We start from the raw sequence: 24,715 nt of genomic DNA, 5'->3' as shown, positions 1-24,715 counted from the left end.
CTGATTGCCGCGCCGCAGGCGGGCGTAGAGCGTCGCTCGTAGGATGGGTTGAGCTCTTGCGAACGCGTCGTCGCGTGCAGCGCCGATGCGTATCGCTTCCGTCGAGCTACGGCGGACAAGTCGCTCCACCCATCCTACGGTCTGCGAAACCCATCATCTTAAACACCGGCTCGAGCACAAAGTCTCAAACCACGGGCACGAGCACAACGCCAAAGTACTGACGGGCACAATAGTAACCTGCCATTCGCGAGACCCGAATGGCGGGTTACGCCCTCGGCTAATTCTGGCTCTGCCAGATTGATGGGCATCGCTTCCACCTTCGCGCGTTGAGCGATGGCGGGCAAGTCGTCCACGCATCCTATGGGCTAGTGTGTCGGCGTCAGGTTGATCGTCGAGGAGGCCAGACGGCTCGGGGTTTAGTGCACGTCAGTGTAATTCCCATATTGAATGATGCGTATGCTTCGCTCCATTTGTGTACCGCTTATGTGAGGCCCCTTACCGGCGTTGGCATTATCCTTGCAAATTCGTCTAGATCACGAAGAATATCGACTAGATCGCCTACGTCGCTTCGCTCCAAATGTTTGATAACTTGGTTTGACGTGATCGAAAGACCAAACTTTTCCTGAAACTGCCCATTAAGCGCGGCGAACGCCTTCTTTCCCGAGGAAATGGCCGTCCTTCGAAGAGGCTCTTTCCAGTCCTGCTCGAAGAGTTCGAGAGCCTCTTTGACAACTGTGGAAGGGTCCTTCGCGCTCCGCGTCGCGAAATATCTTACTCGATTTGACACATATTGGCCCAACGCGTCCGCCTTCTGGCCAGCTACGATGCCGTCAAGCATTTGGCCGACGTCACTGGCTGATATTCCCATCAACTGAAATCGGGGACTGAACTCGACGCGAAGCATAGCGGTGAGCAGCTGCCATGGCCCGGAATGCATCTAGGATTGTCGATTTTCCTGCATTATTCGGGCCCACCAATACATTCATTGTCCGCAACGAGACCGTATAGTCCTTCAAGGACTTGAAATTGCGAAACCGAATGGATTTGAACATTGTTGGTCCAGTTTGATTTTGGGACGCAAATAAATTACACGCGCAAGTTGTCACATGCCTATTTTTGTCAAAGAAGCAAAAAGGGGATGGCGAACGCCACCCCCTTATTTTTCGGGCGCCCGGGCGCCAAGCCCGGGCTCTAGCAATCCTCGCTCGCTCTCCCCCTCACGAACACCCCGTCGTGCTGCCGCAAGTATCGCACTTCATGCAGGTCCCATTCCGCACCAGCGTGAAGTTGCCGCACTCGCTGCACATCTCGCCTTCGTAGCCTTTTGCCTTCGCTTCCGCGCGGCGCTCGGCCTTGCTGGGCACCGAGGTTTGCGCGGTACCGGCCTTGCTCCACTGCAGCTGCTCCAGCTTTTCGGTGGGCGAGAGGTCGTGGCTGACTTCCTGCTTCAGCGCGACCGCGCCTTCGAGGACGTCGCCGGCGCGGCTTGCGCCGTGCGAGGCCAGCGAAGTGACCTTGGAGCCGCCGGCCGGCGCACTGTCGTTGCCTTGGGCGACCGCGGTCGAGCCGCCACGCATCACGACGAGGTTGTCGGTGCGGGAGCGGGTGAGGCCGCGCGACACCAGTTTTGTGGCGCGGTGGCCGGCGTCGTCGTCCGGCTCCTTGCCTTCGTCGACACCCTTGCCGAGCGCGTCGAAGCCGGTCTCGCTGGGATCGACATGGGCGAGGTCGAAGCGGGACAGGTAGCTCACCGCCAGTTCGCGGAAGACGTAGTCCAGGATTGAGGTCGCGTACTTGATGCTGTCGTTGCCCTGCACGGGGCCCGCCGGCTCGAAGCGGGTGAAGGTGAAGGCGTCGACATATTCGTCGAGCGGCACGCCGTATTGCAGGCCGAGCGACACCGCGATGGCGAAGTTGTTGATGAAGGAGCGCAGCGCCGCGCCTTCCTTGTGCATGTCGATGAAGATCTCGCCGATGCGGCCGTCGTCATACTCGCCGGTGCGCAGGTAGACCTTGTGGCCGCCGACCACCGCCTTCTGGGTGTAGCCCTTGCGGCGATCCGGCATCTTCTCGCGCTCGCGCATCACGATGATGCGCTCGACCAGCTTCTCGACGATCTTCTCCGAGACCTGGGCGGTACGCGCCGCCATCGGCTTGTCGTAGAGCTGCTCGACCGCATCGTCCTCGTCCTCATCATCGCTGATGAGCTGCGAGTTGAGCGGCTGGGAGAGCTTCGAGCCGTCGCGGTAGAGCGCATTGGCTTTAAGAGCGAGTTTCCACGACAGCATGTAGGCGGACTTGCAGTCCTCCACCGTGGCGTCGTTCGGCATGTTGATGGTTTTTGAGATCGCACCCGAGATGAAGGGCTGCGCAGCTGCCATCATGCGGATGTGGCTCTCGACCGACAGATAGCGCTTGCCGATCTTGCCGCAGGGGTTGGCGCAGTCGAACACCGCGTAATGTTCTGCCTTGAGGTGGGGAGCTCCCTCCACCGTCATCGCGCCGCAGATGTGGACGTTGGCCGCCTCGATCTCGCGCTTGGTGAAGCCGACGGCCTGGAGCAGGTCGAAGCCGGGGGCGGCAATGGCTTCCGCGCCAATGCCGAGCTGGTCGCGGATAAAATCCTCGCCAAAGGTCCATTTGTTGAAGGCGAACTTGATGTCGAACGCGGTCGGCAGCGCCTTCTCGACCTTGGCGATGGCCTCATCGGTAAAACCCTTGGCCTTCAGCGTCGAGGCGTTGATGCCGGGGGCGTTGGAGAGCGAGCCGTGGCCGACGGCGTAGGCCTCGATCTCCGCGATATCGCTCTCGCGATAGCCGAGCGTGCGCAGCGCGGCAGGGACCGCGCGGTTGATGATCTTGAAGTAGCCGCCGCCGGCGAGCTTCTTGAACTTGACCAGCGCGAAGTCCGGTTCGATGCCGGTGGTGTCGCAATCCATCACGAGGCCAATCGTGCCGGTCGGCGCGATCACAGTGGTCTGGGCGTTACGATAGCCGTGCTTTTCGCCGAGCTCGAGCGCCGCATCCCAGGCGGCCTGCGCGTGGCCGACGAGGTCGGCTTGCGGGCAGGAGACGAGGTCGAGCGGCACCGGGTTGACCGCGAGCGCCTCGTAGCCGTTGGACTGGCCGTGGGCGGCGCGGCGGTGGTTACGGATCACGCGCAGCATGTGCGCGGCGTTCTTCTTGTAGCCGGGGAAGGTGCCGAGCTCGCCAGCGATCTCCGCCGAGGTCTTGTAGGTGATGCCGGTCATGATCGCGGTCAGCGCGCCGCAGAGCGCGCGGCCTTCCTTGCTGTCATAGGCAAGGCCCATGGTCATCAGGAGGCCGCCGATATTGGCGTAGCCGAGGCCGAGGGTGCGGAACTCGTAGGAGAGCTCGGCGATCGCCTTGGACGGGAACTGCGCCATCATCACCGAGATTTCGAGCACGAGCGTCCACAAGCGGCAGAGGTGCTCGTAGCCCTCGACGTCGAAATGCTTGGTCGTGGCGTTGTAGAACGTCAGCAGGTTGGCGGAGGCGAGGTTGCACGCCGTGTCGTCCAGGAACATGTATTCCGAGCACGGATTGGAGGCGCGGATGTCGCCGGACGCCTTGCAGGTGTGCCAGTCGTTCATGGTGGTGTTGAAGTGCAGGCCCGGATCGGCCGACGCCCAGGCGGCGTAGCCGATCTTCTCCCAGAGGTCGCGCGCCTTCAGCGTCTTGGTGATCTTCTTCGTCGTGCGTCCGACGAGATTCCAGTCGCCGTCGGTTTCCACCGCGCGCAGGAAGTCATCCCGCAGCGAGACCGAGTTGTTGGAGTTCTGACCGGAGACGGTGAGGTAGGCCTCCGAATCCCAGTCGGTGTCATAGACGTCGAACTGGATGTCCTTGTAGCCCTGCTTGGCGAACTGGATGACGCGCTTGATGTAATTGTCGGGCACGAGCGAGCGGCGCGCGAGCTTGATCTCGCGGCGGAGCGCCGGGTTCTTCTCGGGGTCAAAACAGTCGTCGCCCGAGCCTTCGCAGTTGACGCAGGCCTTCAGCACCGCCTTGAGGTGCTTCTGGTTGATCTTGGATCCGGTGACCAGCGCAGCAACCTTCTGCTCCTCCTTCACCTTCCAGTCGATATAGGTCTCGATATCGGGGTGATCGACGTCGACGACCACCATCTTGGCGGCGCGGCGCGTGGTGCCGCCCGACTTGATCGCACCGGCAGCGCGGTCGCCGATCTTGAGGAAGCTCATCAGGCCGGATGAGCGGCCGCCGCCGGAAAGCTTTTCGCCTTCGCCGCGCAGGCGGGAGAAGTTGGAGCCGGTGCCGGAGCCGTATTTGAACAGGCGCGCCTCGCGGACCCAGAGGTCCATGATGCCGCCCTCGTTGACGAGGTCGTCGCCGACGCCCTGGATGAAGCAGGCGTGCGGCTGCGGATGCTCATAGGCCGATTTCGACTTGGTCAGCTTGGCGGTGAAGGGGTCGACGTAATAATGGCCCTGGCCGGGACCGTCGATGCCGTAGGCCCAGTGAAGACCGGTGTTGAACCATTGCGGCGAGTTCGGCGCGACCATCTGCTTGGTCAGCATGTAGCGCAGCTCGTCATAGAAGGTCTGGGCGTCTTCGTCGGAGGTGAAGTAGCCGCCTTTCCAGCCCCAATAGGTCCAGCAGCCGGCGAGGCGGTCGAACACCTGTTTTGCACTGAGCTCGCTGACATAGCGCTCCTTCTCCGGCAGAGCGGCGAGCGCCTCGGTGTCGGGCACGGAGCGCCACAGGAAGGAGGGGACGGATTCCTCTTCGACCTTCTTCAGGCGCGCGGCAACGCCGGCTTTGCGGAAATACTTCTGGGCAAGCACGTCGGAGGCGACCTGCGACCATTCGGTCGGCACCTCGACATTCTCAAGCTTGAACACCACCGAGCCGTCGGGATTCCTGATCTCCGACGTGGTCAGCCGGAAATCGATTCCCGCGTAAGGTGACTGTCCCTGGGTGGTGTGGCGCCGCTCAATCCGCATGGTCTTGCCCCGTCCTAATTGTGACCGGACCGCCTCCGTTCAGGCGTGCCGGGCCGATATTTCGTTTCGCGAGTCCTCGTACGGCCTTTGCCGGCCTTAAGGCTTCGCAGTTCAAGCCGGTGGATCCGGCCCAGTTTCTCCCGGCGCGATTCATCGATGCGTGCACCGATCATCCGCCGGCATGTCCACGCCCATCCGCCCCCAAGGGGATGTGCGCGACATGCGTTCAACGCCCCAACGACACGTCTTCTTCCAACGTGGCGTCTTCTAACAATGCCATCCGAGCCTGTTGCCGGCCCGTTCTGGTGCCCGAAAAGTCCGCTTCCGAGGGCAGACAAGCCCTCATCCCGCTGCCCTTGTCTGGCGTGGCGGAGTGCCGTTTTGCGGACCCTCTGGGGAGTGCCGGCGGGACGCAAACACACTCGCGCCGAACGGACCGAAAGCTAGGACTCTCCGCTGCGCCCGTCAAGAACTAGTGCGAGTTCCTGAATCAAATACTAAATATGGTGGACAGCGGGGGAAAACAGGGGGCACGCCCGCGCCTGTTGTGGAGGCAAGTATCAGTGAGTCCTCAGGGATTCCCAACCGAAAAAAATTGCATCCGGTGATGCTGCACGTGCTTCATCCCGCTGTTCACAGGGCAGGTATATTTCTGGGCAACGGGGTTGCCTAACCGGGACTCACGTAGGGCTACGGACCGTGAGGGCTGGCATGCCCGCGGAGGTGGTGGTCGGGGGCCCGAATCCGCGCCAAGCTGACCTCGTTGTCCGCCGGGTACCCCCACATGCTTGATTCGACTCGGCCGTTGCTGCGGCCGCGCATCGCGCCGGCCGGCCTGATGTTCCTTGCCATCACCTCGGTCGGCTGGGGTTTTAATTGGCCGGTGACGAAGTTTCTGTTGGGCGAGCTGCCGCCGCTGACGCTGCGCGGGGTGACGGGCGTGCTCGGGGCGGTGCTGCTGGCAGCGCTCGCGCTGGTCCGCCGCGACAGCCTGAAGGTTGCGCCACAGATCTGGCCGCGGCTCCTGATCGCGGGGCTGCTCAATGTCACCGGCTGGATGGTGCTGATGGGGCTGGCGCTGCTGTGGCTGCCGGCCAGCGAGGCCGCGCTGATCGCCTACACCATGCCGGTCTGGGCCTCGCTGATCGCCTGGCCCGTGCTCGGCGAGCGGCCGACGGTTCTGCGCACCGTCGCGCTGATGATGGCGTTCGCGGGCCTCGCCTCGATCATGGGCGGCAATGGTTTTGCCGCCAGCGAAGAGAAACTCCCGGGCATCGTCATGGCGCTGGCCGGCGCAGCCGGCTTTGCGCTCGGCACGGTGCTGCTGAAGAAATATCCGATCCGCCTGCCGCCGATCACGGCCGCGGCCTGGCAGATCGGAATCGGCTGCCTGCCGGTCGCGATTGTGGGTCTCCTGGTCGAGACCTCGCATCTGGAACTGGTGACGCCGGTCGGCTGGTGGCTGCTGGTCTATTCGACCGTGGTGCAGTTCTGCATCGCCTATGTCAGCTGGTTCGCCGCGCTGTCGCGCCTGCCGGCCTCGGTCGCCGCGATCGGCACCATGGCGGTGCCGGTGATCGGCGTGGTGGCCTCGGCGATTGCGCTGGGTGAGCCGCTCGGGCCAGGCCAGATTGCCGCTCTGATCTTCACGCTGGCGGGCGTGGTGCTGGCGACGCGATGAGGGCGGGCGGCTTACCTCTATTCAATCTCGCCTCGGTCGGCGACGCGACGCGCTTCGCAATTACGTGCACTTGTGTGGTTCGATGCTCGTTGTGGTGAATTGAGTGCACCGTAATCTTGACGTTCCATGTATACTAAAGCCTTCCTCGAAGGTGGTTCACCTCAGGATCGCCGTGCGTCAGGCCTCGTCGACCTTCCATGGTCGCAACCAGGGCGCTCGATCGCCTCGGAACCAATGGTCCATCCCATGGCGATCGAGGTTCCTCGCGGCAACTCGGCATCTAAGTCCATCGCCTACAGGTTGCCGACCTCGCGGCCGAGGTTCAGCTCGAAATCGCCGGCGGCGCCGATGCCCCGCGCGCGCAGCTTGGGCATTCGTTCGATCGCGCCTGGCCACCTGAACGTGGTGAAGAACGTGTCCTGGGTCGCCTGCAGCTGGGACGGATCCGGAAGCCCCTGTTGATTGATCGTCGATTTGGCGGTCTGGAGCGCCTGCTTGTCGAAGGACAGGATGCGCCGGACATAGTTGTCCACGAAGCCGTCGAGCTCCGCATCAGGAACGGCGCGGTTGATCCAGCCATAACGTTCCGCCGTCTCGGCGTCGAAGTCGTCGCTGCCCAGGATGATCTCGATGGCCCGCGCCCGTCCAACCAGGAGTGGCAAGCGCTCGAGCGCACCTCCGCCCGGGATCAGGCCGATCCCGACCTCGGGCTGCCCGAAGACGGCCTTCTCGCGGCTGGCGAAGCGAATGTCGCAGGCCAAGGCGAACTCACTACCGCCGCCTCGCGCACGGCCACGGATGACGGCGATGCTCAGGACGCCGCTCTGGGCCAGGCGGGTGGCGGGTTCGATCCAGCGCGGCGCGCCGAAACGGCTTCGCGGCTCCGCAAGGCTGTAGTGGGCGATGAAGAAGTCCGGATTGGCGCTCTCGAACGTCACCACCTTCAGAGAAGGCTCCGCTTCGATCTCCGCGACGAGATCGAAGAACTCATCGTAGGTGCGATCATCGATCGTGTTGATCGGCGGGTTGTTGAAGATGACTCGCCAGTGGCCGGGCGTCGATCTGTCGGTCGTGAGCCTCTGATGGGTCTCGGTCATGGTCGTCTCCAGGTCGCGCTTGCTCAGAGAGAACGGGATGGCGCCCGGGGAACGATGACGAACTCTCCACGCGTGTGGCCGCCCGTATGCGAACCTCCCACGCGCTCCGCCTCATGTGTTAGTCTCAATATTGAACTCATAGGTGCGGCCTGCGAAGCTGTCAAGGCGTCCGACTTAGCGCGACAGCTGAGGAGCCGGCGCGTTCGGCGACCTTGAGCGCCGCTGCAGCTTGATGTCCGCCAGCGTGATTTCTCGCCCGCGCGACGAGCGGACCTTAATGGGAACCAGTTCGCTCCCGTCGACGCGGTCCATCATCAGGAAGGGGGCCGGCTCTGGGCGGAACAACCACCGATCGCCCCATTGCCGCAGCGCGATGATCGTGGCGAAGAGGTCCTGGCCCTGGTCGGTCAAGACATACTCGAAGCGCCAGGCTTCGTTTTCGATCGGCTGGCGCACAAGGATGCGGCTCGCCACCAGCTTCTTCAGCCGCGCCGTCAGGAGGTTGCGGGACATGGCGAGCCGCTTTTGGAAGTCATCGAAGCGCGTGACGCCGCCAAACGCCTCGCGCAGGATCATCAGGCTACCCCAATCGCCGATGACATCCACGGCGCGCGCCATAGGGCAGTCGGCGGAGGCCCAACTCTTTCGTTGCATGACGACGCCTCCCAGTTTCTCGTTGGCGCGAACGCAGGATCTGTTCGCTTGCATGACGGCGCCCCAAAAATCAACTGCGGCGAAGGGTCACCAGAGCGCTCCGTGGTGATCCGCCTCGGACGACGCCGGTGAGGCGTGCAATGGGCCCCTCGGGCGCTCCGACCTGTCCTTGACGGGTGCGAGAAAGGAACGCGCTAGGTTTCGCCGCCGCGCGCGTGCCCCGGTGCCCGCAAGTGCCTCCCTCAGTTTCGACCTGTGTTCATCCGTGATGCGAGTGCCGAGATAGATGCGCTTTATCGCGGTCTTTTCGTTGACTTTCGTTGCGCCAACTAAGCTCAGCCAGCCGCCATTCGCGTTCGTACGCCCAATTGAATTTCTTCTGGGAGAGAACCTTTCGGATGGCAGAGGGGATATTGTCCATATCAGCAACCGAGACGAAGGCAGGCTTGTCGTCATAAGCGACCCGGACCAGCCGAGTCTCCCGAGGCAAACTGGCCACAAGTTTTAGCGGACGATACTCGACGCAAATACCGGAGGAGCGGCCGGCATAATGCGTCCACATCAATTCGTTATGTTCAATGACTTCGGCCCGCTTTTCGGGTCGAAGGGCTCATTAAGTGCACCATAATCTCCGTGTCACCGTAATCTCCGATCGGCACCATGGCGGTGCCGGTGATCGGCGTGGTGGCATCGGCGATTGCGCTCGGCGAGCCGCTGGGGCCCGGCCAGATCGCGGCGCTCATCTTCACGCTGGCGGGCGTGGTGCTGGCGACGCGCTAGATTGCTGTTTGACTAGCCCGCCGCCCCGCCGCCGTTCAGCGCCTTGCGGATCATCTCGGCGAGCTGGTTGCGGCGGTAGGGTTTGGTCAGCAGCATCACGCCGTCGTCAAGCTTGCCGTGGTGGACGATGGCATTGTCGGTGTAGCCGGAGGTGTAGAGCACCCTCACGCCCGGCCGCCGCTTTGCCACCTCTTCGGCGAGCTCGCGTCCGCTCATGCCGCCGGGGATGACGACGTCGGTGAACAGCAGATCGAAGGCCTGGCCGGCCTCGATCAATTGCAGTGCGGCGCGCCCGTCCGGCGCGGCAATCGTCTTGTAGCCGAGGCTCTGCAGCTGCGCGGTGACGAAGTTGCGCACGAGATTGTCGTCCTCGACAACGAAAATGGTCTCGGCACCACCTTCGGCCGGCGGCACGGCGGGGATGGCCGCCTCGGGCGCGCCTTCGCCCGGCGGCAGATAGAGCTTGATCGTGGTGCCGTGGCCTTCCTCGCTGTAGATCTTGATGTGGCCGCCGGACTGCTTGACGAAGCCGTAGACCATGGAGAGGCCGAGGCCGCTTCCCTTGCCGACCTCCTTGGTGGTGAAGAACGGCTCGAACGCCTTCTCCTGGACGTCGGGCGGCATGCCGGTGCCGGTGTCGCTGACCGCGAGCATCACGAAAGGGCCGGGCCGCACTTCCGCATTGGCCTGCGCGTAGGCCTCGTCGAGCACGACGCGGTGGGTCTCCAGCAGCAGCTTGCCGCCGTTCGGCATGGCGTCGCGGGCGTTGATGGCCATGTTGAGCACGGCGTTGGTGAGCCTGGACGGATCGATGTGCGAGGTCATCGGCCCCTGCTCGAGGACGGTCTCGATCTGGATCTGCTCGCCGAGGGTCGGGCGCAGCAGCTTTGCGATGTCCGATATCGCGGCGTTGATCTCGACATTGCGCGGCTCGAGCGGCTGCCTGCGCGCGAATGCCAGCAGGTGCTGGATCAGCTCGGCGCAGCGTTCGGCGGCATCGTCGATGAGGCGCGCCGTGCGCTGCAGCTCGGGCTGCTCCTTCAGGCTCTCCACCAGAGTCTCGGTGTTGCCGGAGATCACGGTCAGCATGTTGTTGAAGTCGTGCGCGACGCCGCCGGTCAGCTTACCGATGGCATCCAGCTTTTGCGACTGCTGCAATTGCCGCTCGGTCTCTCGCGAGATGGTCGCGTCGTGATAGACCAGCACCGCGCCGGAGATGGCGCCTTGCCCATCCCGCATCGGCCGGCCGCTGATCATGAGATGACGGACGGGATTGCTGCTGTGGGGGCGGACGATCATCTCCAAATTCTCGAACTGCTCGCCGCGCAGCACGCGCGCCGACGGCAGCTCTTCGGACTTGAGCGGCGTCGTCCCGTCGCCATGGAAGACGTCGGATAGCGCACGCAAATTGCGAAGGTTCATGCCGGTCCGGTGCAGCAGCATGCGTTCCGCCGCCGGATTGGACAGCAAGACGTTGCTTTCGGTGTCGATGACCAGCACCGCCTCCGCCATGCTGTGAAACGTGCTCTGGAGCACGTTGACCGACAGCCGCAGCTCGTCATGCGCGGTGACGAGATGCTCGGTGCGTTCGGCCACCGCCGCCTCAAGCATCTCCTTGGCGGCCGTGGTCTCGGTCAGCGTGCTCTGGAGCGCCACCTTTGTGCGCTGGCTTTCGCGCATCAAGAGCGCGACCAGGAGCAGGATCAGCATGGCGCCGGCGACGTCGATGCCGAGCAGCACGATGCCGGTGCGGCGCGAATCCGACGTGCGCGTGGTGAGCTGCCTCTCTTCTTCCGCGCTCAGACGGTCGAGATTGGCCATCACCGCTTCCATCAGGCCGCGGCCCTCGGCCTTGCCCTGGAGAGCGGCAATGCCGGCCTGGTCGTTCTCGGTGCGCAGCCGCATCGCTTCGGCGGCAATCTCCATCCGGCGCTGTGCGAGGGGTTCGGTGCTCTCCATCAGCGCGACATGATCGGGCTTGTCGCGGACGGCCTGCTTGAGGTCGGCCAGTGCGGGTGCGATCCGGGCGCGGGTCGCCTGGAATTCGTCGCTGAAGCCCGGGGTGCGGTAGATCTCGTAGCCGCGCGCCGCGCTCTCGGCGCGGCGGAGCAGGACGCGCACATCGGAGATCTTCTTCAGGACCTCGATGGTGTGATTGACCCAGGCCGCGTCGGACCGCGACTTGACGTCGAGTCCAATCGAGGCTGCGGTGATGATCAGGAGGATGGCAAGTCCAGCACCGAGAATGACGCGCTGCGTTGGAATCAAGGGGCTTCTTTCTTGTCCATCGGCTGTGCGCGCCCGCCGGGTCCGGCGATGCATTCACGGATCGTGGTCAGCAGCGCGTCCGGCGTGAACGGCTTGCGCAGGCAACGCGTCGCGCCGAGCTCCAGCGCCATGCGCAGAAAGTCGGGCGAGGGCGAGGCCGCCGCCGCGAAGGCGTAGCCGGACATCGCGATCAGGGGAATCGCGGGAGCACGTTCGTGAAAGATGCGGATGGATTCGAAGCCGCGCATATGCGGCATGAAGATGTCGACCAGCATGACGTCAAATGTCTGCGCCTCGAGCGCAGCAAGCCCCGTTTCTCCGCCGTCGGCCAGCGTGACGTCGAAGCCCTGACGTTGGAGGAGGACCTCGATGGTCGCGCCGACCATCGGATCGTCGTCTACCACGAGGATACGCGGCATGACATTTCCCAGTAGATCGAAGTCCCCATACTGATTGGTGATATAGGTGAATCGTGTGCCGGGTCAATTTTGGATTGGACAGGAATAGGTATGCACGGTGAAGTGCATAACTGGGGCTAAGAAGTTCCGGTCCGCACCGCGAACAGGCGCGGCAGTTCGACCTTGCGAATGGGTTCCATCTATTCCAGGCAGCGGCGCAATTGATCGTCAACGATTGCCACGCCGAGCATTGTACGCATCTGCGCGCCGGCAAGCAGGAGGTCGTCCATCTGCAAACCTCCGGCCAGAACGCATGGACGGCGCCGATAATTGTCGGCGCCGCCCGGATCGATGGCCGATCGTTTGCTTCAGGCCGTGTTACGGGCAGGGATGACGCAGGCCGTCATAGCCAAGATAGGTGCCCGACGCCGGGTCGTAAGACCTATAGCGCTGGGCGCAGTAGGCCGCCGAATCTCCGCCGGCATCTGGCACGACCGTCACCGTCGGCTCGTCATAGTAGGTGTCGCCATAGTAGTAGGGATCGTCGTAATAGCCGCCACCGTAATAGGCGTACGAGCCGAGGCCGCCGATCGCCGCACCCGCCGCGAAGCCTGGCCAGAAGCCGCCGCCGCGATGATGATGGTGACGCCAGCCGCCACTCCAATTGCCGCCACCGCCCTGCCAGGTGCTGCCGGCGGTTGCGACGCTACGGGTACCGCTGAAGGACGGCGAGATCGCGGGGCGGGTCGCCGGGGCGGCTGCGAAGCTGCCGCCGCTCGGACGTGCCACTGTGCCGGCTGCGAAGCTGCCGCCGCTCGGACGTGCCGCTGTGCCGGCCGCGAAATTGCCGCCGCCACCTTGGAACGCCGCGCCGCCACCGCCCATCCGTGCGCCACCGCCGAAGCCGCCGCCGCCCATCCGCGCGCCGCCGCCCCCGAAGTGAGCACCGCCTCCACCACCGCCGACATGGGCGCCGCCGCCTCCGCCCAAGGCGGGACGATTCTGCGCGAAGCTCGGGGTCGCCAAGGGAAGAACCAGCGCCACTGCCGCAGCGGCACTCAAAACCTGCAGACTTTTCATGATCAAACTCCTTTCCCGGAAGCCAAACCCCATCAAAGCGTGGTGGTTCCAGGATCACGCGCGTTTGCGTGTGTGCAGCCAGCCTCTCATCCGGCCGCTGTACCCAGCATGAACGGATCGCGTCCGATTTGCGGCGCCGGCTTGCGGGGGCACTGCGTTTCCACTGGGGCGCCGAACTGGACATTTCGGTGCCCGGATGGCATCAGGACCCCACGAAGCAGGGTCCTTGCCGCATGAAACAGTTCTTCCTCAAGCTATTCACCTGGTGGAATGGCCAGACCTTTGGCACCCAACTCTGGACCAGGCGGTATGGAGAGCTGGTGGGCGAGGACGAGCAGGGCAACCGCTATTATCGCACCCGCGGCGGGGCGATCGATCCCACGCTCGGCTTCGAGCGGCGCTGGGTGATCTACAACGGCTACGCCGAAGCGAGCCGCATTCCGCCGTCCTGGCACGGCTGGATCCATCACGTTGTCGACGTGCCGCCGACCCAGGAGACTTACCAGCCGCGCGAGTGGGAAAAGCCGCACCAGCCGAATCTCACCGGCACGGCCAAGGCATACCGTCCGTCCGGCTCGACCCTCGCCAGCGGCAAGCGGCCGAAGGCGACCGGCGACTATCAGCCTTGGACACCCGGCTAGCCTCGCGCACGTCCTACCGTTCTGACCACTTGCGCTGAATGCATTTGCATTCGGCTGACACCGCTGTGGACAACGTGAACAGCGGGGACGCCGTCTGCGCGGCCGTTGCGCCCAGGCGAGCAATGCGGCTCACTGATCCCATCTTACGGAGATGGGAGACCATCGCGTTCGGTTCGGGCAACAGTTCGCGACTGTCCCGAAATGCAGCGGCCGCCGACCAGGACTCGATCGGGAGATAGGCCCCCGGTCTGGAAGCTCCGAAATCGCCCGATGAAATGTGCAGCCGCCGTAAGACAGGAAAGGCCGCTCGGGAAACCGAGCGGCCTTTTTCCTTGGTGTGGCTGCATCACGTCCGGACACGAGAGGAGTGGATGCCGCTGCTCCACACTCCGTCATTGCGAGCGCAGCGAAGCAATCCAGAATCCCTCCGCAGAAAGACTCTGGATTGCTTCGCTGCGCTCGCAATGACGAGTTGATGCAGCTTTCCCAAACTTCGTTTCGTGCCCCGCCACGCCACGCCGCGTCCGGAACACGAGAGCAGAGGCTAGTTCACCCGCGCCGCGGCGCGCTTCACGGCTTCGATGCGGCGGGCCTGGTTTGCCGCGCCGCGCTCCCTGAGCAAGGCTAGCACCTCGGCCGGCGCTGTCTCAGGCGAGCCTGAATTGAATGGCGGTGCCGGATTGTATTCGAGCTGAAGCTGGATCGCTTCCGCCGTGGTGTGGTCGATCAGGATCGATACCAGCGTCAGCGCGAAATCGATTCCTGCGGTGACGCCGCCGCCGGTAATGCGGTTGCGGTCGATGCAGACGCGGGTCTTGGTCGGCGTCGCGCCGAATTGGCCAAGCATTTCCATCGCGCTCCAATGCGTCGCGGCGCGGTAGCCCTTGAGCAGGCCGGCGGCGCCCAGCGCCAGCGATCCCGTGCAGACCGAAGTGACGTACTTGGCGCCTTCAGCCTGCCTGCGCAGGAAATCCAGCACCTCCTCGTCATTGAGCAGGTCGTTAGTGCCGCTGCCGCCGGGCACGCAGATCACGTCCAGCTGCGGGCAGTCGGCGAAGGTCGTGGTCGGCGTCAGCGTCAGCACGGAATCGCTCGGCACCGGCTCGATCCGCTTCCAGATCAAATGCAGTTTTGCGCCGGGCACGGAAGAGAACACCTGCAGCGGACCCGTGAAGTCGAGCTGGGTGACGCGCGGAAACACCAAAAGACCGATCTGGAGCGGTGACGACATCGAAAGATCCCTCAATTCTGACCTTGACGCAGTCAGGGTGGCATGATGCCATTCCGTCCAAAATGGCGTAATTCCCTCAATTTCGGACATCACCATGATCGGCATCCTGATCTTCCCGGACTTCCAGTTGCTCGATGCGGCCGGCCCCATCTCGGTGTTCGAGATCGCGGCGCGCTATCTCGGCAAAACACCGGCGATCCGCGTGCTGGCGCTGAACGCGGGGCCGGTGCGCAGCTCGTCCGGCGCCGAGATGATGGCGCGCGATTTCAAGTCGGCCAACGCGATCACGACGCTGGTGGTGGCGGGCGGCGCGGGCGTAACCGACGCGGCGCGCTGCGAAGTCACGCGCGCCTTCGTGCAGCGGCTGGCGCGCCGCGGCGTAAGGGTCGCCAGCGTCTGTTCGGGGGCCTATGTGCTGGCCGAGGCCGGCCTGCTCGACGGCCGCCGCGCCACCACGCATTGGGGCCGCACGCGCGATTTCGTCGCGCGCTATCCGAAGGTGAAGTTCGAGCCGGACCAGATTTTCACCCGCGACGGCAATGTGTGGACGTCCGCGGGCATCACGGCGGGGATCGACCTCGCGCTCGCGATGGTCACGGAGGACCACGGCGAGGAGATCGCGCAGCAGACCGCGCGCCAGCTCGTGCTCTATCACCGCCGCAGCGGCGGTCAGTCGCAATTCTCGTCACTGCTGGAATTGAAGACGCCGAATGGCCGGTTCGGCGCGCTGCTGTCATGGGCGCGGGAAAATCTCGATGCACCGCTGACGGTGGAAGATCTCGCCGATCGCGCCGGCATGAGCGCGCGGCATTTTGCCCGCGCTTTTGCCGCGGAAACCGGCACGACGCCGTCCAAGGCGATCGAGCGGCTGCGGATCGAGGTCGCGCGCGAGCGCGTGCAGTCCTCGCGCGAGGCGATCGAGCTCGTCGCCGAGGCGACCGGCTTTCGCGACCCCGAGCGCATGCGGCGCGCCTTCATCCGTGCCTTCGGCCAGCCGCCGCAGGCACTGCGGCGCGCCGCGCGGGCGGGGTAGGGCTTGCTCATGCAGCTACGATATGAGCACTTGCTCACCAGAAATTCGTCCGGCTACGATGCCGGCATGGCTAAGGCGGAGACCCTCGAGAGAAAGAGCTGCCGTGCCGATGGAGTGAGCGAATGAACCGACGCGACTTCGTACGGACACTCGGCACCGGAGTCGCGGCGGTGATCTTCGCGAATTCGACGCCGGCCGTGAGCGGAGAGAAAGTTCCCCGGATCGCGGTGATCAGCCTACACGCGCCGGCGCTCGCCGCCGAAGTCGATGGTATTCGGGAAGAGCTGAAGAAGCTCGGCTACGCGGAAGGCAAGACGATCGCGATCGAAGCCTACTTCACAAACGGCGACAAGCAGCACACCCGCGACATTCTCAGGACACTGATCGACAAGCAAGTCGATATCATCGTTCCCTGGACAACTGCGACCGTGCAGCTCTCGATGGAGATGACGCAAAGCATTCCCCTCGTGATGATCGCCTCCGACCCGGTACAGGCAAAGCTCGTGAATAGCCTGTCCCGTCCCGGTGCCAATGTGACCGGCGTGTCGATGTCGGGACCCGATTTGGCTGGCAAGCGGCTCGAGTTGTTGCGCAAATTGGTGCCGGGCATCCGAAAGGTGGCCTTCCTGAGCTTTGCGCCCAGTCCTGGCGCGGCCGCCTTCATCCGCGAGAGCAAGGCGGCAGCCGACAAGATCGGCATAGAACTGGTCCTCCGGTCGATCAACCAGCCCGACGAACTCGACGATACCTTGTTCTCCGACCTGAAAACGGAAGGCGCGCAGGCGCTAGTGGTGCAGCCCTTCTTCAGTGGCCATGCGGAAAAGCTTGCACAGCTCGGCTTGAGCTTCGGCATCCCCGTCATCTCCGACTATCCCACCTTCCCCGTCGCGGGCGCGCTTGCAAGCCTGGGTGTGGATCTGAGCAAGCGCGTGCGGCGGACGGCATATTTCATTGATCGGATTCTCAAGGGCGCGAAGCCCGCCGACCTGCCGGTCGAGGAGCCGACTGAGTTCGAACTGGTGGTCAATGTCAGGGCGGCGAAAGCCCTCGGCATCATCGTCCCAACAACATTGCTCGCCCGCGCGGACAAAGTGATCGAATAGATCAACCGCTGTCCTCCTTCTGTGGCGGTCAGCGCGAGGAGGTGGTCGCGCGCGGAGCCACGGCACCTGCGGCTTGCGCGCGCGCTGTCAGCCGCCGCGCGATCGGCGTCAACAAGTACGGTGCAAAGTGAATCGGAAACTGCGTCAGCGCGAAATACAGCCAGGTCGTGGCCGGCAGCGCGCCCGCGGTCGCGGCCAGCATCAGCCCGAGATTGCGCTGTGACACCATCAGCCCGATCGCGAAGGCGCGCTCATGGCCAACGCGGCGGAACAGCAGCGTGGTAACAGTGAGCAGCGTGAAATAGACCGTGAAGGCCAGAGCTGCGACGCCGATCGTGACCACGGGATCGGCGATGAGGTCGCTCGCGACATCGCCCATCACCGCGGATGCGAACACCATGAGGATGACGATGTTGAAGCCGTCGATCGGCCGCTTGTGGCGCAAAATCGCCCCCGCGCCGAACATCCAGCGGATGATTGTCGCCGCAAGCAGCGACGCGGCGAGGATGCCGAGCAGCTTCAAGCCGAGCGCGAGCGGCGAGATGCTGAGCATGCCGCCGAGAAACAGACTTGCGAACAGCGATGCGGTGAAGGGCACGAGTGCGGTCGAGGTGACCAGCGTGACCAGCACCAGCGTGGCATCGAGGCCCATCAGCGCGGCGAGCGCTGGAGCTGCCATCATCGGCGAAGCCATGCCTTGCAGCATCAGCGCGAGGAACAGGCCGGGCGAGCGGCCCGTGAGCCCGCTCGCATAAGCTGTCAGCCCGACCATCAGCGGCACGCCGATCGTCGTCCAGGCCGTTGCGCTCGCAACCAGCGCCGGCCGGCGCAGATGTCCGTAGAGCGCGGCCAGATCGACGCGCATGAAGGAGATGCAGAGCAGCAGGAAGATCGCTTCGGTGACGTAAGGGCGCAGCAGCGCGCCAAGCGGCGGCACCGCCACCGCGATGAACACGATCGCCGCCACCGCGCGCGTGCCCTGGTCGCCGAGCCAGGTCAGCCAGCGCAGCGGGACCGCGAAGAGAGCTGGAAGATTTGAAACCATGTGGAACGGCGTCTCAGCGCAATCCTAATAATCGCGCCTCCAGCGGGCTCAGCGTTTCGGGACGACCGGCCTCCTGGAAAGCCTTGTGGACGGCGGCGGCGTCGGGATCGAGCACAACGGGCATGGGAGGGCCTGCGGTTTTCGGGTTATCGTCGGACATGGTTTTGGGGCGAACTCCGCCCCGACCCCCGGGAGGGGCCCTCGGACTATCCCATCCGGCCGCCGGTCTGGCCAGCAGGCAGCGGGCGGGGCAGGGATGTCGCCCTTCCCCCGCCGTATTCGCCGTGTTAACCGGTGCCCTGCGAGCGGCGGTACCCCTGTAGAATGTCCAGCAAGCCCGATTCGCTGTTGAAGCCGCGCGAGATGTTTCGAACCATTACCTTGACAGGTCTTGCGGCGCTTCTGGCCGCCACCGCGATGACGGTTGCGACGCCGGCGCACGCGCAGATCGGCACGATCTTCTCCGATCCGCCGCCGCTCCGGCCGCCCGGCAACATTCCGCGTGGCCAGCCACAGCCACCGCCCCAGATCCCCGACGACGACGAAGAGGTGCCGGAGCTGCCGCCGCAGGGCCGTGTGCTGCCGTCGCGCCCAATGGCGCCGCCGCCGGGACGGCAGGGCAACGTCATGCCGGGGCCGGTCGAGACCCAGCCGCTGGCACCGCCGCCTGGCTCTACCGTCGCTCCGCCGAACCAGCCGCCCTCCGTTGCGGTCGCACCGCCCAATCCGCAGGGAGCGCCGCAGCCGGGTGCCAATCCGGCCGCGCCGGGCCAACGCCCGCCTCTGCAGAAGGGGGCCGTGCCGCAAACGCCGGCGAGCCTTCAGCCCGGCGACGAGGTCGTCACCGAGCCGCCGGCGCAGAAGATCGTGAACAAGAAGGCGACCTTCTCGGGGCTCGACAAGATCACCGGGCGCATCATCAATTTCGACGAGGATATCGGCGAGACCGTGCAGTTTGGCGCGCTCCGGGTCAAAACCGACGCCTGCTACACGCGGCCGGCAACGGAAGCCGCCAACACCGACGCCTTCGTCGAGGTCGACGAGATCACGTTGCAGGGCGAGGTGAAGCGGATCTTCTCAGGCTGGATGTATGCCGCAAGCCCCGGCCTGCACGGCGTCGAGCATCCGATCTACGACATCTGGCTGACCGACTGCAAAGAGCCGCAGCAGACCATCGCGACGGCAGCACCGGATCCCGCGACCAAGCCCGCGCCGCCGCCTCCGGCGCAGAAGAAGGCCGCGCCCAAGCAGGCCGTGCAGCAGCGTCCGCCGCAGCCATTGCCTCCTCCGCAGCAGCCGCAGGCCCCGCCACCTCCGCCGCCACAGCAGCCTGGCCTGTTCAATTTCCCAGGGTTTGGCCGCTAGGCAAAATCATCGACTATTGCCGTGAGGCGATGATCTCGAGCGCGCGTGCGCCCGGGACAGGCTGGTCCGCCGGCAGCTTCAGGAAATCGCCGGGCGCGCCGGCGAGCGCCTTGTCGAGCAGGGCCGTATAGCGCCGCCGCGAAACTTCGGCCGCGCCAAAGCTCTTCAGATGCTCGGTGACGTATTGCGTGTCGAGCAGCTCGAATCCGCCATGGATGAGCCGCGCGACCAGATGCACCAGCGCCACCTTGGAGGCATCGCGCGCGGTGTGAAACATGCTTTCGCCGAAGAAGGCGCGCCCGAGGCTCACGCCATAGAGGCCGCCGACGAGATCGTCGCCCTGCCAGGCCTCGACGCTGTGACAATGGCCGAGCTCGTACAGGCCGCCATAGAGATCGCGAATGCGCTTGTTGATCCAGGTGTCCTCGCGTCCGGCCGCGGGCGCGGCGCAGCCGGCGATCGTCGCCTTGAAGGCGGTGTTGACGGTGACGCGAAAATAATCCGAACGCACGGTGCGCGCGAGCCGCGAGGCCACGCGAAAGCCGTCGAGCGGGATGACGCCGCGCATTTCCGGCTCGACCCAGAACAGCGTCGGGTCGTCCGCGCTCTCGGCCATCGGAAAAATGCCACAGGCATAGGCACGCAACAGCACGGCCGGCGTGATTTCAGACGAGGCGGAATCGCGCGAAGTCATGGCTTGCGACAATAGCAGGATCGCGCCGCACTTGCGATGGGGCAGGCGGACTCGCGCCGATCAGCTTGCCGTGGCACTGTTCGTCTTGCCCGGGGATGGGGCTGCGCGGCGGAACTTGAGGACGATGCGGGTTCCGGCATGGGCCGGATCGCGCTCGACCGAGGCATCGAGCTTGGCGGCCATGGCCGCGACGATGCGCTGACCCATGCCGGTGGAGCGCGGATCGGCCTTGGCGTTGTCGCCGACGCCGTCGTCGGCGATCGACAGCATGAGATCCTCGCCCTGCGAGGTCAGCTCGACGTGGATCGGGCCGGCACCGTCGGGATAGGCGTATTTCACCGCGTTCATCACCAGCTCGTTGACGATGATGCCGACGGCGACTGCGCGGTCCGGATCGATCTCGATCGGCTCTGCCTTCAGTGTCAGGCGCGACATCCGGTTGCCTTCGGCCGAGCGGCGCAGGTCCTCGAGCAGCGAGTCCAGATACTGGTTCAGGACCACGCTCTTGAGATCCTGCGAGGTGTAGAGGCGTCGGTGCACCTGGGCGACCGCGGCGACACGGCCCATCGCATTGGTCAACGCCGCCTTGACCTCTTCCTGCGCGGCGGAGCTTGCCTGGAGGTGCAGCAGCGAGGCAATGATCTGGAGCGAATTGCCGACGCGGTGGTTGACCTCGCGCAGCAGAAGTTCGCGCTCTGCGGCAAGGGCGGCGTAGCGATCGCGCGAGGCATGGATTTCCGCCTCGGCCGCCTCGCGCGCCTTCTGCAATTCGGCCTGGCGCAGCGCGCCGTCGGCGGCGACCTGCAGGAGCGGGATGAAGTCGCCCTTGACGTCCTTGACCAGGTAATCCGAGGCTCCCGCCTTCAGCGCGGTCACCGCGATGTTGGAATCCTGCGATGCGGTAACGAACACCACGGGAGGCGCGTTCGGGATCGCCATGATCTGTTCGAGCGTCTCGAGGCCGTCGAGACCGGGCATGTACTGGTCGAGTGCCACCACGTCGATGCAGTCTTCGATACTTGCTTGTGCATCCGCGCGGCGGATGCGCTCCAGGCCTTCCTCGCCGCTCGCGGCATGGACGACCTTGTAGCCCCGGCGCGTCAGGCCGCGTTCGACCAGCCGCGCGAGCGCAGCGTCGTCGTCGATATAGAGCAGTGTTGGTGTTCGCTGGTTCATGAGGCGGCGGCTGGGACCTGGATGACCGAGAAGAACAGGCCAAGCTGCCGGATGGCATTGGCGAAATTCTCGTAATTGACGGGCTTGGTGATGTACACGTTGCAGCCGAGTTCGTAGCAGCGCTTGATTTCCTGGGAGTCGTCGGTGGTGGTCAGTACCACCACGGGCGAGGCCTTGAGATGATTGTTTTCCTTGATCTGCTTCAGGATGTCGATCCCGCTCATGTCGGGCAGGTTGAGGTCGAGCAGGATCAGGAGCGCACGGCCTTTGTGCACCAGGCCGCTTCCGTCGGCGCCGAACAGATGCCTCACGGCGTCCGTCCCGTTGGCAAACGGAATGATCTCGTTGTTGACCCCGGAACGGCGAATGTTCCGCTCGATCAGGCGAGCATGTCCTTCGTCGTCCTCGATCATGATGATGGTGACGGGCTGGGTCATCGTTGTTCTTCGTTCCGGTTGCTGGCGTTCCATTTGATCGGCAGCGTGACCGTGAATGTACTGCCGACATTGAGCTCCGACGATACCGACATCGTTCCCCCCAATCGGCGCACCAGTGCGCGCACATGGGCAAGGCCAATGCCCTGGCCCGGCTTGTCCTGGGTTCCAGCGCGCCGGAACAGATCGAAGATGCGCTGATGATCCTTCGGATCGATGCCGCGTCCATTGTCGGTAACTTCGAAGATCGCATAGCCGAACTTGGTCCGGCCGCGGATTGTGATCGCGCCGGGAACTCCGGCTTTGAGGTACTTGATGGCGTTGTCGATCAGATTGGAGAAGATCTGTTCCAGAGCAAGGCGGTCGCTGACAATATCAGGCAATTCGCCGACGCGAATCTCGGCCCGCGCCTCGGCCGCCTGGTGTGCGACCGTAGCGGCGATGGCTTCGATCAGCTCGCGCGTATCGATGCGGACCGGCTCGAACTCGCGCCGTCCCTCGCGCGTCAGATCGAGGATGGCCGAGATCAGGCGGTCCATCTTGCCGATAGATGATTTGATGAAGCCGAGCGCCTCGGAAAAATCCTCCGCGAGCTGCTTGTCGGCGCCGTCGAGCACGACGTCGGCGCTCTCGACCGGAGGACCGTCGACCGGCGCACGTGCGAGGCTGCCGATGCGGCGGAAGATGTCGCGGCCCAGTTCCTCGAGCTCACTCGTGAAGCCCATGATGTTGACCAGCGGCGAGCGCAGATCATGGCTCACGATATAGGCAAAGCGCTGGATCTCGTTGTTGGCTTCGCGAAGGTCAGCCGTGCGTTCGTCGACCGTGGCCTCAAGATTGGTATTGGCGTCGCGCAGGCGCGCCTCGGCGTCGTCACGGACGCCTGCAGAGCGGCGCACCAGCCAGGTCGAGAGCAGGGCGAGCACGACCACCAGGCCGGAGCCGATGCCGGTGAGCGAGGCCGCGAGCGTCTGACTGCGATCGGCATTTGCGGAGCGCAGCGAGAGCAGCCGCTCTTCCTCCGCAGTCATTGACGCTGCCACCTCGCGGATGGCGTCGGTCGAATTGGATGCGGCCGCCTGGCGGAGCAGCGCCGCGGCACTGTCGGGTTCGCCCCGCTTGACGAGATCCATCTCGCGCGAAAATTGCTCAAGCCGGGCTTGGATTGCTTCGCGGAGCTTGGCGATGCTCGCACGTTGCGCCGGATTGTCACCGATCTGGCGGGTGAGCTTGTCGAGCGCCTGCGGGATGGTCGCCATCGCCGCGTCATGATCGCTCAGGAACTCGGGGCCGAGGGTCAGAAGATAGCCGCGCGCGCTGCTCTCGGCGCGGCGAATCTCCAGAAGCAGGGCATTGACCTGGTTTTCCACCTCGATGGTGTGGATCACCCACTTGCTGTCTTGCCGCGCCTTGTTGACAAGGTACACGGACCCCGCACTGATCCAGGTCAGCACCAGGAGTCCCGCCGTGAACAGCAGGATCTGCCAAAACGCGCGCCGTCGGTGCGCATCAGCGGTCACGACGGTTTCGCCTTGTTGCGATCAGCGGAGTTCAAAACGCCCCCTTGGAACTGCCAACCCCAGAACGCGGTCGGGGCCAGAGGGTTCCGGAAGAGACGAGAAATTATTTCGCGGCTGGTTCCGTCTGGCCGGCCAGATAATGTTCGAGCCAGTGGATGTGGTAGTCGCCATCGATGATCGCGGGCTCGCGCACCAGCGCGCGGAACAGCGGCAGGGTGGTCTCGATGCCCTCGACCACCATCTCGTCGAGCGCGCGGCGGAGCCGCATCAGGCATTCGCCGCGGGTCTTGCCGTGGACGATCAGCTTGCCCACCAGCGAGTCGTAATACGGCGGGATCGTGTAACCCTGATAGACCGCTGAATCGATCCGGACGCCGAGTCCGCCCGGCGGGTGATATTGCGAGATCCGGCCGGGCGAGGGACGGAAAGTCTGCGGGTTCTCGGCGTTGATGCGGCACTCGATGGCGTGGCCGATGATCTGAACTTCGCCCTGCTTTGCTGGCAGTTCGCCGCCCGCGGCGATGCGGATCTGCTCCAGCACGAGGTCGATGTCGGTGATGCTCTCGGTGACGGGATGCTCGACCTGGATGCGCGTGTTCATCTCGATGAAGTAGAACTCGCCATCCTCGAACAAGAACTCGATGGTACCGACGCCGAGATATTTCATCTCGCGCATCGCTTTCGCGCAGGTCTCGCCGATCTTGGCGCGCGCGGCCGCGGCCAGCACGGGCGAGGGGCCTTCCTCCCAGACCTTCTGGTGGCGGCGCTGCAGCGAGCAATCGCGTTCGCCGAGATGGATCGCGCCGCCGCGGCCGTCGCCGAGAATCTGGATTTCGATGTGGCGCGGCTTCTGGAGATATTTTTCCAGATAGACCGAGGCGTCGCCGAAGGCGGATTTGGCCTCGTTCGCAGCGGTCTGCAACGCCACAGCCAGGTCGGCCTCGCTTTGCGCGACCTTCATGCCGCGGCCGCCGCCGCCGGCCGCCGCCTTCACCAGAACGGGAAAGCCGATTTCCTTCGCGATCGCCATCGCGTCGTCTTCGGGGCCGACGCCGCCGTCGGAGCCAGGCACGACCGGGATGCCGAGCCGCTTGGCGGTCTTCTTGGCCTCGATCTTGTCACCCATCAGGCGGATATGCTCGGCCTTCGGGCCGATGAAATGCAGATTGTGCTCGGAGAGGATTTCCGCGAAGCGCGCGTTCTCCGACAGGAAGCCGTAGCCGGGATGCACCGCGTCCGCGCCGGTGATCTCGCAGGCCGCAAGCAGCGCGGGCACGTTGAGATAGCTGTCCTTCGACGGCGGCGGCCCGATGCACACGCTCTCGTCCGACAGGCGCACATGCATGGCATCGGCGTCGGCGGTGGAGTGCACCGCGACGGTCGCGATGCCGAGCTCCTTGCAGGCCCGCAGGATGCGAAGGGCGATCTCGCCGCGATTGGCTATGAGGATCTTGTCGAACATGGTGCCTCAGCGGGCGAATAGGGAGTGGCGAATGGCGAGTGGCGAAGAGCGAGCAGGGAACGGTGAGA

The 24,715-nt window shown here is 64.5% G+C and carries 22 protein-coding genes and 1 pseudogene; 6 read left to right on the top strand and 17 right to left on the bottom strand.

The window, feature by feature from the left end; translation table 11 throughout:
• Positions 1–481: 481 nt before the first annotated feature.
• The 3 genes from FXV83_RS34565 to FXV83_RS34555 form a co-directional block, all read right to left on the bottom strand.
• Positions 482–838 (bottom strand): hypothetical protein, encoded by a 357-nt coding sequence (locus FXV83_RS34565; RefSeq protein WP_148744028.1) that lies wholly within the window; start codon positions 836–838, stop codon positions 482–484.
• A gap of 10 nt (positions 839–848) precedes the next feature.
• Complete coding sequence (locus tag FXV83_RS34560; RefSeq protein ID WP_148744027.1) at positions 849–1,052, bottom strand: AAA family ATPase; 204 nt, start codon at positions 1,050–1,052, stop codon at positions 849–851.
• 165 nt (positions 1,053–1,217) lie between these two features.
• Positions 1,218–4,985 carry a vitamin B12-dependent ribonucleotide reductase gene (locus FXV83_RS34555; protein ID WP_148744026.1) on the bottom strand — a complete coding sequence of 1,256 codons (3,768 nt, stop codon included), beginning with the start codon at positions 4,983–4,985 and terminating at the stop codon, positions 1,218–1,220.
• A 784-nt stretch (positions 4,986–5,769) separates the two neighbouring features.
• On the opposite strand from FXV83_RS34555, the gene FXV83_RS34550 reads away from it, so the two are divergent.
• On the top strand, positions 5,770–6,666 hold the full coding sequence (locus tag FXV83_RS34550; protein ID WP_148744025.1) for a DMT family transporter: 897 nt from the start codon (positions 5,770–5,772) through the stop codon (positions 6,664–6,666).
• Positions 6,667–6,959: 293 nt separating this feature from the next.
• Here the strand turns inward: FXV83_RS34550 and FXV83_RS34545 are convergent, their stop codons facing one another.
• The 3 genes from FXV83_RS34545 to FXV83_RS45530 all read right to left on the bottom strand — a co-directional run bounded on the left by FXV83_RS34545 (position 6,960) and on the right by FXV83_RS45530 (position 8,979).
• Positions 6,960–7,763 (bottom strand): enoyl-CoA hydratase/isomerase family protein, encoded by an 804-nt coding sequence (locus FXV83_RS34545; protein ID WP_148744024.1) that lies wholly within the window; start codon positions 7,761–7,763, stop codon positions 6,960–6,962.
• Between the two features lie 174 nt (positions 7,764–7,937).
• Entirely contained in the window at positions 7,938–8,381 is a 444-nt protein-coding gene (locus tag FXV83_RS34540) for a winged helix-turn-helix transcriptional regulator (RefSeq protein ID WP_187436367.1), read from the bottom strand.
• A 295-nt stretch (positions 8,382–8,676) separates the two neighbouring features.
• Positions 8,677–8,979: a DUF2971 domain-containing protein gene (locus FXV83_RS45530; RefSeq protein WP_148744022.1), complete on the bottom strand. Its 303-nt coding sequence runs from the start codon at positions 8,977–8,979 to the stop codon at positions 8,677–8,679.
• A gap of 89 nt (positions 8,980–9,068) precedes the next feature.
• Between FXV83_RS45530 and FXV83_RS34530 the strand changes: the two are divergent.
• Positions 9,069–9,197: pseudogene (locus tag FXV83_RS34530) on the top strand (EamA family transporter); the annotation flags it as partial.
• 12 nt (positions 9,198–9,209) lie between these two features.
• On the opposite strand, the gene FXV83_RS34525 reads toward FXV83_RS34530, so the two are convergent.
• The 3 genes from FXV83_RS34525 to FXV83_RS34515 all read right to left on the bottom strand — a co-directional run bounded on the left by FXV83_RS34525 (position 9,210) and on the right by FXV83_RS34515 (position 12,943).
• Positions 9,210–11,465 (bottom strand): CHASE3 domain-containing protein, encoded by a 2,256-nt coding sequence (locus FXV83_RS34525; protein ID WP_187436366.1) that lies wholly within the window; start codon positions 11,463–11,465, stop codon positions 9,210–9,212.
• Complete coding sequence (locus tag FXV83_RS34520) at positions 11,462–11,884, bottom strand: response regulator (protein ID WP_148744021.1); 423 nt, start codon at positions 11,882–11,884, stop codon at positions 11,462–11,464. The genes FXV83_RS34525 and FXV83_RS34520 overlap by 4 nt, the downstream gene beginning before the upstream one ends.
• A 357-nt stretch (positions 11,885–12,241) precedes the next feature.
• On the bottom strand, positions 12,242–12,943 hold the full coding sequence (locus FXV83_RS34515) for a BA14K family protein (RefSeq protein WP_148744020.1): 702 nt from the start codon (positions 12,941–12,943) through the stop codon (positions 12,242–12,244).
• A 233-nt stretch (positions 12,944–13,176) separates the two neighbouring features.
• Between FXV83_RS34515 and FXV83_RS34510 the strand changes: the two genes are divergently transcribed.
• Positions 13,177–13,584, top strand: coding sequence for an NADH:ubiquinone oxidoreductase subunit NDUFA12 (locus tag FXV83_RS34510; protein WP_148744019.1), 408 nt, complete (start codon positions 13,177–13,179; stop codon positions 13,582–13,584).
• A 544-nt stretch (positions 13,585–14,128) separates the two neighbouring features.
• Here the strand turns inward: FXV83_RS34510 and FXV83_RS34505 are convergent.
• The gene (locus FXV83_RS34505) at positions 14,129–14,815 is read right to left on the bottom strand and encodes a DJ-1/PfpI family protein (protein WP_148744018.1); all 687 of its coding nucleotides are present in this window, start codon (positions 14,813–14,815) and stop codon (positions 14,129–14,131) included.
• Positions 14,816–14,909: 94 nt separating this feature from the next.
• Between FXV83_RS34505 and FXV83_RS34500 the strand changes: the two genes are divergently transcribed.
• Together FXV83_RS34500 and FXV83_RS34495 are read left to right on the top strand one after the other, a co-directional pair.
• Positions 14,910–15,848, top strand: a complete 939-nt coding sequence (locus FXV83_RS34500) for a GlxA family transcriptional regulator (protein ID WP_148744017.1) — start codon at positions 14,910–14,912, stop codon at positions 15,846–15,848.
• 122 nt (positions 15,849–15,970) lie between these two features.
• Complete coding sequence (locus FXV83_RS34495; RefSeq protein ID WP_148744016.1) at positions 15,971–16,951, top strand: ABC transporter substrate-binding protein; 981 nt, start codon at positions 15,971–15,973, stop codon at positions 16,949–16,951.
• A 28-nt stretch (positions 16,952–16,979) separates the two neighbouring features.
• Here FXV83_RS34495 and FXV83_RS34490 read toward each other — a convergent pair whose 3' ends face one another.
• Positions 16,980–17,996: a Na+-dependent transporter gene (locus tag FXV83_RS34490; protein WP_148744015.1), complete on the bottom strand. Its 1,017-nt coding sequence runs from the start codon at positions 17,994–17,996 to the stop codon at positions 16,980–16,982.
• 13 nt (positions 17,997–18,009) lie between these two features.
• Positions 18,010–18,156 carry a hypothetical protein gene (locus tag FXV83_RS43200; RefSeq protein WP_187436369.1) on the bottom strand — a complete coding sequence of 49 codons (147 nt, stop codon included), beginning with the start codon at positions 18,154–18,156 and terminating at the stop codon, positions 18,010–18,012.
• 164 nt (positions 18,157–18,320) lie between these two features.
• On the opposite strand from FXV83_RS43200, the gene FXV83_RS34485 reads away from it, so the two are divergent.
• Complete coding sequence (locus tag FXV83_RS34485) at positions 18,321–19,361, top strand: DUF2155 domain-containing protein (RefSeq protein WP_148744014.1); 1,041 nt, start codon at positions 18,321–18,323, stop codon at positions 19,359–19,361.
• Positions 19,362–19,374: 13 nt separating this feature from the next.
• Here FXV83_RS34485 and aat read toward each other — a convergent pair whose 3' ends face one another.
• The 5 genes from aat to accC form a co-directional block, all read right to left on the bottom strand.
• On the bottom strand, positions 19,375–20,055 hold the full coding sequence (gene aat, locus FXV83_RS34480) for a leucyl/phenylalanyl-tRNA--protein transferase (protein ID WP_148744030.1): 681 nt from the start codon (positions 20,053–20,055) through the stop codon (positions 19,375–19,377).
• Positions 20,056–20,115: 60 nt separating this feature from the next.
• Complete coding sequence (locus FXV83_RS34475) at positions 20,116–21,231, bottom strand: sensor histidine kinase (protein ID WP_148744013.1); 1,116 nt, start codon at positions 21,229–21,231, stop codon at positions 20,116–20,118.
• On the bottom strand, positions 21,228–21,668 hold the full coding sequence (locus FXV83_RS34470) for a response regulator (protein ID WP_148744012.1): 441 nt from the start codon (positions 21,666–21,668) through the stop codon (positions 21,228–21,230). Before FXV83_RS34470 ends, FXV83_RS34475 begins: the two co-directional genes overlap by 4 nt.
• The gene (locus FXV83_RS34465) at positions 21,665–23,185 is read right to left on the bottom strand and encodes a sensor histidine kinase (protein ID WP_148744011.1); all 1,521 of its coding nucleotides are present in this window, start codon (positions 23,183–23,185) and stop codon (positions 21,665–21,667) included. Before FXV83_RS34465 ends, FXV83_RS34470 begins: the two co-directional genes overlap by 4 nt.
• A gap of 103 nt (positions 23,186–23,288) precedes the next feature.
• On the bottom strand, positions 23,289–24,647 hold the full coding sequence (accC, locus tag FXV83_RS34460; RefSeq protein ID WP_148744010.1) for an acetyl-CoA carboxylase biotin carboxylase subunit: 1,359 nt from the start codon (positions 24,645–24,647) through the stop codon (positions 23,289–23,291).
• Between the last annotated feature and the right edge of the window lie 68 nt (positions 24,648–24,715).

It is taken from the genome of Bradyrhizobium hipponense (genome assembly GCF_008123965.1).
GTDB lineage: Bacteria > Pseudomonadota > Alphaproteobacteria > Rhizobiales > Xanthobacteraceae > Bradyrhizobium > Bradyrhizobium hipponense.
The sequence above is the reverse complement of the archived record's forward strand: the minus strand, read 5'-3'. Positions and strand labels throughout refer to the sequence as shown.